This is a genomic window from Marinomonas sp. S3726, from assembly GCF_000967665.1.
Lineage (GTDB): Bacteria > Pseudomonadota > Gammaproteobacteria > Pseudomonadales > Marinomonadaceae > Marinomonas.
The window spans coordinates 55,722-62,252 of the sequence record NZ_JXYC01000029.1 but is presented as its reverse complement, the minus strand read 5'-3'; the positions used below and the strand labels follow the sequence as shown (position 1 = coordinate 62,252).

At 41.5% G+C, this 6,531-nt stretch carries 5 protein-coding genes; 2 read left to right on the top strand and 3 right to left on the bottom strand.

The genetic code is table 11. The features are described 5' to 3' along the window. Positions 1-271: 271 nt before the first annotated feature. Positions 272-1,789, bottom strand: coding sequence for a fumarate hydratase (locus TW85_RS20215; RefSeq protein WP_046018961.1), 1,518 nt, complete (start codon positions 1,787-1,789; stop codon positions 272-274). 244 nt (positions 1,790-2,033) lie between these two features. On the opposite strand from TW85_RS20215, the gene TW85_RS20210 reads away from it, so the two are divergent. Further along, complete coding sequence (locus TW85_RS20210; protein WP_046018960.1) at positions 2,034-3,041, top strand: adenosine kinase; 1,008 nt, start codon at positions 2,034-2,036, stop codon at positions 3,039-3,041. Between the two features lie 139 nt (positions 3,042-3,180). On the opposite strand, the gene TW85_RS20205 is transcribed toward TW85_RS20210, so the two are convergent. Together TW85_RS20205 and TW85_RS20200 are read right to left on the bottom strand one after the other, a co-directional pair. Continuing rightward, entirely contained in the window at positions 3,181-5,085 is a 1,905-nt protein-coding gene (locus tag TW85_RS20205; protein ID WP_046018959.1) for a DUF2786 domain-containing protein, read from the bottom strand. Between the two features lie 32 nt (positions 5,086-5,117). Continuing rightward, a complete protein-coding gene (locus tag TW85_RS20200) occupies positions 5,118-5,564 on the bottom strand; it encodes an HIT family protein (protein ID WP_046018958.1) in 447 nt (148 codons plus the stop codon). An 80-nt stretch (positions 5,565-5,644) separates the two neighbouring features. Here TW85_RS20200 and TW85_RS20195 point away from each other — a divergent pair, with 80 nt between their 5' ends. After that, positions 5,645-6,514 carry an SMP-30/gluconolactonase/LRE family protein gene (locus TW85_RS20195; RefSeq protein ID WP_046018957.1) on the top strand — a complete coding sequence of 290 codons (870 nt, stop codon included), beginning with the start codon at positions 5,645-5,647 and terminating at the stop codon, positions 6,512-6,514. Positions 6,515-6,531: the final 17 nt, after the last annotated feature.

Here is a 6,531-nt window from a genome sequence, read left to right as displayed (position 1 = left end):
TAAACAATTAACAACTCGAACGACTTGCTGAAGTCTCTAGCGAGTGCCCACACAAATTATCTGATTAAATTCTTAAAGAGCGTCCTAATTATAGGAGATACCAACAAGAGCTTGCTGACAGAGGCCGCTACTATACATGAGAAAATGCTATAAGCAAGCCCTTTTAACTTTTTTCTAACATTTTCCCTTAAAAAACGTTTTATTCCCTCTATAAACTAAAAAGGCGTAGCCACATATAAGTAGCTACGCCTTTTAGAACAAGCAGTTAAGGCTATTTAATTTCTAATGCCTGAGCTTCGATTTTCGCTTTCCATTCTGCAGGACCTGTAATGTGTACAGAGGTACCTTTAGTGTCTACAGCAACAGTAACCGGCATATCAACAACTTCAAACTCATAAATAGCTTCCATTCCCAATTCTGGGAAGGCAACAACTTCAGCTTTTTGAATTGCTTTTGATACTAGGTAAGCAGCACCACCAACAGCCATAAGGTAAACAGCACCGAACTCTTTAATTGCTTCAATCGCGATTGGTCCACGCTCAGCTTTACCTATCATGCCTAGCAAGCCTGTATCAGCAAGCATGGTGTGAGTAAACTTATCCATACGAGTAGAAGTGGTAGGACCAGCAGGACCAACAGCTTCATCACGCACTGGATCAACTGGTCCAACGTAATAGATAAAGCGACCAGTCAGATCAACAGGTAGCTCTTCACCATTTTGGATCATCTCAACCATTTTCTTATGCGCCGCATCACGGCCTGTCAGCATTTTACCGCTTAACAAAATAGTTTCGCCTGGCTGCCATTCTTTCACTGATTCTGGTGTGACATCTTCAAGTTTAACGCGACGAACACTCTCTCCTACTTCCCAAACAATTTCAGGCCAGTCTTCAAGCTTCGGCGGCTCAAGATCAGCAGCACCAGAACCGTCAAGTACAAAGTGAGCGTGACGTGTCGCAGCACAGTTTGGGATCATAGCAACAGGCAAAGAGGCCGCGTGAGTTGGGCAGTCATGGATTTTCACATCCAATACTGTAGTAAGACCACCTAGACCCTGCGCACCTATACCCAGATCATTTACAGCTTTGAAGATTTCTAAACGCAATTCTTCAGAACGGTTTTGCGGGCCTCTATCCATAAGTTCATGAATATCGATTGGCTCCATTAACGACTCTTTCGCCATTAACATTGCTTTCTCAGCAGTACCACCAATACCTATACCCAGCATACCCGGCGGACACCAACCCGCACCCATAGTAGGCACTGTCTTTTTAACCCATTCAACAATGCTGTCTGATGGGTTTAACATAGCGAGTTTTGACTTATTCTCAGAACCACCACCTTTTGCTGCCACGTGCACCTCCACAGTGTCACCTGGCACCACTTCCATATGAATAACGGCTGGCGTGTTGTCCTTAGTGTTTTTACGAGCTCCAGCAGGATCAGCAAGAATGGATGCACGTAGAACATTGTCTGGATGAGTGTATGCACGACGCACACCTTCATTAACCATGTCATGAACGCTCATTTCAGATTCCCACTGAACATTCATGCCAATTTTTAAGAAGACTGTCACTATGCCTGTATCTTGGCATAAAGGACGCTTGCCTTCTGCACACATTCTTGAGTTGATCAAGATTTGCGCCATTGAATCTTTTGCTGCCTGACTTTCTTCACGCTTATAGGCTTCATGAACAGCGTCCACAAAGTCGATTGGGTGGTAATAAGAAATAAATTGTAATGCGTCAGCAACACTTGTAATCAAATCTTGTTCGCGAATAACACTCATGAGCCTCTCCTACCGAGTACCATTTTTGTCGAAGCCGGAATGTTAAAAGAAGCACAGCTTTATGAAAAGCGCTAATGCCATTTATTCACCTAGCTGATGCCAAATAACCCCTATCATTTGTAAAAATGAACACTTTATAGCCGATCACCAAGCTTTTCGTACTTTTTATGCTTTAACATTTGTTTCCTAGGATAACTGACTCTATAATCCGCAACCTTTGTAAAAACTTAGGCTCTTTAAGTACATGAATCATTTTGACCTATACGGTATTGGCAACGCCCTTGTTGACGTAGAAACTCGCGTCACAGATCAATTTTTAAGTGATAACAAGGTTATAAAAGGTTGTATGACCCTAGTAGAAGCAGCTAGGCAAAATGAGTTACTTGATCAACTAAGACAAAAAATTGAACATAAATCCTGTGGTGGATCTCTTGCAAACTCCACCATAGCAACCGCAAATTTTGGCAGTAAATGCTTTTACTCTTGCCAAGTTGCTGACGATGAAATGGGCCGTTTCTTCCATCGGAACTTAATCCATCAAAACATCCAGTCCAACCTAGATAGCACCCCTCTCCCTAAAGGCGATACAGGCACCTGCCTTGCCATGATTACTCCAGACGCAGATAGAACCATGAACACCTTTTTAGGTGTTGGCGGTCTAGTTGGCCCTGATCAAGTAAATTTAGACGTAGCAAAGTCTGCTCGCATCTGTTTTTTAGAAGGCTATCTAATCAGCTCTGAGTACGGTAAAGAAGCACTTCACACCATAGCTAAATCAGCTAGTCAAAGCGGCAACATTTGTGCGCTATCCATGAGCGACCCTATGCTTGTTAAGTATTTTAGGGATGATTTTTTAGCCCTAATCAAAGATGGCGTTAACTTACTCTTCATGAATGAAGATGAAGCTATGGAGTTAACTCAAGCAGAAACACTGACAGGGGCTATTACTTGGCTTAAAAACAACATCAAGCAATTTGTTGTTACTTGTGGTTCAAGAGGCTCTTTAAGTTGGGATGGCGAAACATTATTTGAAACCCCAGTACCAACCATTAATCAACTTGATACCATAGGTGCAGGCGATATGTTCGCGGGCAGCTTTATTCACGCTCTTCTAAAAGGCGCAAGCTTTGATACTGCAGCCACAATTGCTTGCTATTGCGCTTCACTCATTGTTGGCCAATATGGCTCTCGCCTTGAGAAGCAAAATCAAGATAAAGCAAATGCTTTTGTGGTAGAAGCACTCAATCGCTAAAAACTACCAAACCTAAATATTTCATTCTACCTTCAGAGCTCTTAGGGCAATTTTAGTAATAGTAAGCCTTTTGCAGCTAGTAGAAATAAGAAAGCCGAGCCTCAATCGAGACTCGGCTTTTTAGTTTAATCAGCTTTGATTAGGCTTTATTCTTACTTACCTTTTCCCTCACACCCGTATCACCATGAATAGAAGAAGTGACATACTCTTCCAAAATTGAAGCAGTGAACTTTTCTCGCTCAGTAAGTGAAGGGATTTTTTCAGCTTCCCAATTTAATAGACGTACAAAAACTGAATACTTAGTGATTTTCGTTAGATCAATATCCCTCACACTAATGCCGTGTAATTCCATTAAATGGAAGGCTTGCTCAATACTTTTTTGCGCCTCAAATTGAGAACCAAGACTTGCAGCACCTAAAAGTTTCTCAATTTGCTGCAATGGATTCTCAGTTTTAACAGGCTCTCGCTTCGTTAAAGTAGAAGATAAAAATTTTGAAAGCATCTCTTCTGTATGACTTTCTCTTGCAACAACATCCTCAATAGACGCTGTTTCTCTTTCTAACAGGCGAATAAATAAGCTCTTATTTTTAATATCTGAGAACTCTAAGTCTTTAAGCGTTAATCCCGCTTCTGACATGATAGTAACAACTTTGTCGAACGAATCTTTGCCTTCGCCACTAACAGAAACAGCAAGCGCCAAATGGCAACGTAGCTCATGCATAATTTTGGCAGCATGGAAGTCTTGTTTACGTTTAACATGCTGTTGAAAGTCTGCTTTTACTCTGTCTAAGTCTTGGGTCAGTTCTTCATAACCATGTTGAGCTTCTTGCTCTGAGCGTAGACATTCAACTCTAATTTCAGACTTTTGCTTTTCCCAAGCCTCATAGGCTTTGGCTCTCGCCTGAAACGCTCTTTCAATTGCTTCTTCAAAACTTAACTCGATACGAGCACGCTCAGCTCTTTCACTAAGCTCTTCTTGCTCAGCATCTAGTCTAGATTGCCTTTTTTCAGCGAGAGACTCTTTAGATAAAACCAGTTGCTTTTCAATAGTATCTATTGATGACTGAATCTCACCTTCATCAAAGTCAGCCAATTGAGCTGCAACTTTTTGCCAGTATTCATCTTCCTCAAAAGGAATAGTTGGGTCACTCGCAGCATATTGATCTTTAAGCTGCTTACTGAATATCACCCCTTCACGCCTGAACGCATTGGCCGCATTAATCACATTATCTGTATTCAAAGACGCACTTGAGGTGACATCACTTTCAGCGCTAATCGTCTCTGCTTTCATTGGTTCTGATTCCTTACGTATGTCATGAGGCCCTTCGACTTGTTCATCAATTTCCATGCCTGCATTTTCATCTAATACTTGGTCAGCTTTAATCTCATCATTCTGAACTTCATCTAGCAAACCTTGCTCTGCATTCTTCTTCGCAAGTTCAGCTTGCTCATGCTCCATCTTTAATTTGGCTTGTGCAGCATAACGTTCAATTTCTTGCCTTTCTCTTTCTGTTTGCAACTCTGCCGCCGCTTTTAGCCTTTCTTTTTCGGCTTGCTCTCTAGCTGCTTTCTGAGCTTCTTTTTCTTTTAGCTCAGCCGCTTTTCTCGCTTTCTCAGCATTTAACTTTTCAGCTTTTTTACGTAACTTTTCAGCTTCGCGCTCTTCGTTTTCTCTTGCAGCTTCTTTTATCGGGTCATACTCGTGTTCAGAAACATACTCTTCATCAAGTATTGTTCTTGCGCCTGCATAGGTATGTGTTTTATCAACTGGCGCTTCATTAAATTGCTGGCTTGTTGCCGAAGACGTTCTGGCGTATTTAGGGGTATAAGTTGATTGCGCCTTAGCCCCCCATTTCACTTTATTTAAGGTAATCGGGTCACATAAAGCAGATAAAGGCACCTCAGAACGACTAATTGAATTTTGGCGCACAATTGTTTCTGCATGCCTTAACGCCATAGTCGCTTCACTTGGGTTACTAGAAGTAGCAAGATTCAATAGTTTTACAACTTTGGATATAGCTTTTTTTCTTCTTCGTATGCTCATAGATTCTGCCTTATGCACATTGGCAACTTAATTCAAAAATATAATTGACCATCCGTATCTTCAGTCACAACAAGATCATCAGCCAACAACATTCGAATCTTCTGCAAAATATTGGCCAACTCTTTCTTTTTATATGCAAGGGCTGGAAACTTGCCCCATACAGGCTCTGGCCAAGCTTTATCAGAAGTAAAGCGCACTACATGATGCAGGTGTAACTGATGCACTTTATTGCCGATAGCGGCAATATTTAGCTTATCAGGAGAAAATGCGTCATGTAGGTTTTCCGCTAATAGGCAACTTTCGTCCATTAGCGTATGCCTATCTGACTCTTCTAATTGATAAATCTCCGTGATTCCAACGCGCTTAGGTACCAGCACAAACCAAGTATAGTTAGCATCATTAATTAAGCGTAACTCACATAAAGGAAACTCCCCTACTTTAACTGAGTCCTTTTTTAATCTTTCATCTAGCTCAAACATACGACTTCCTATTTACAATACGTTTATACATAAGCACTATAGCACCCCATTGAAAATCCACCCAGAATCAAGAGCCTAAGATGACAAATTTACCTTGTGTTATAGATGCTAAAGCTAAACTTGCGGAATGCCCTCGCTGGGACGAGATCAATGAGTGCCTATATTTTGTAGATATCGACTCATTTGAGCTGCATGCCTTTGATACCAAAAACAATCGCCATGATATAAGAAAGTTCGATGAAGCAATCGGGTGTTTCTCGTTAACTAAAGAAGGTGGTTTCATTGCTGCGCTGCGTTCTGGGGTATATACATTTGAAAGCTTTAATGCGGAATTGAAGCCATACTGGTTGGCAGATTACGACCAAGAAACAACACGGTTTAACGATGGTCGCTGTGATTTTAACGGACGTTTTTTAGCTGGCACCATGTACTCACCTAAAGATGCCTTTAAAGGTGCTCTACATCAATTCTCAAAAGGTGAAAATAAGGTTCTGGATCAAGCTGCTTGGACATCAAATGGTCTAGCTTTTTCTCCAGATGGAAAAACCATGTATTACTCCGACACACCAAATCACGTGGTTTATCAATTTGACTATGACATGGGAACCGGTGAAGCAAGTAACAAGCGAGACTTTATCCGCTTCCCTCATGGCAATGGCCGTCCTGACGGTGCCGCCGTCGATAGCGAAGGCAATTATTGGTCAGCACTCTACCAAGGACAAAGAATTGTTAAGATTAGTCCTCAAGGTAATATCTTAGAAGAGTACCCTGTCCCTGCAATTTATCCTACAATGGTCGCATTTGGTGGCAAGGATATGAAAACACTCTTTATATCAACTTGTCGCGGTGCCCATTCTGAAGAAGAATTGAAAGATTACCCTCAAGCAGGGGGCATTTTTGCCATGGACGTGACAACACCAGGTCTGATCGAAGCCAGATTTGATCAATAGCATTTAACTTTAACTAA

Coding starts and splice junctions, on each gene's coding strand:
- TW85_RS20215 (WP_046018961.1), bottom strand. CDS start 1,789: ATGAGTGTTATTCGCGAACAAGATTTGATTACAAGTGTTGCTGACGCA.
- TW85_RS20205 (WP_046018959.1), bottom strand. CDS start 5,085: ATGAGCATACGAAGAAGAAAAAAAGCTATATCCAAAGTTGTAAAACTA.
- TW85_RS20195 (WP_046018957.1), top strand. CDS start 5,645: ATGACAAATTTACCTTGTGTTATAGATGCTAAAGCTAAACTTGCGGAA.
- TW85_RS20210 (WP_046018960.1), top strand. CDS start 2,034: ATGAATCATTTTGACCTATACGGTATTGGCAACGCCCTTGTTGACGTA.
- TW85_RS20200 (WP_046018958.1), bottom strand. CDS start 5,564: ATGTTTGAGCTAGATGAAAGATTAAAAAAGGACTCAGTTAAAGTAGGG.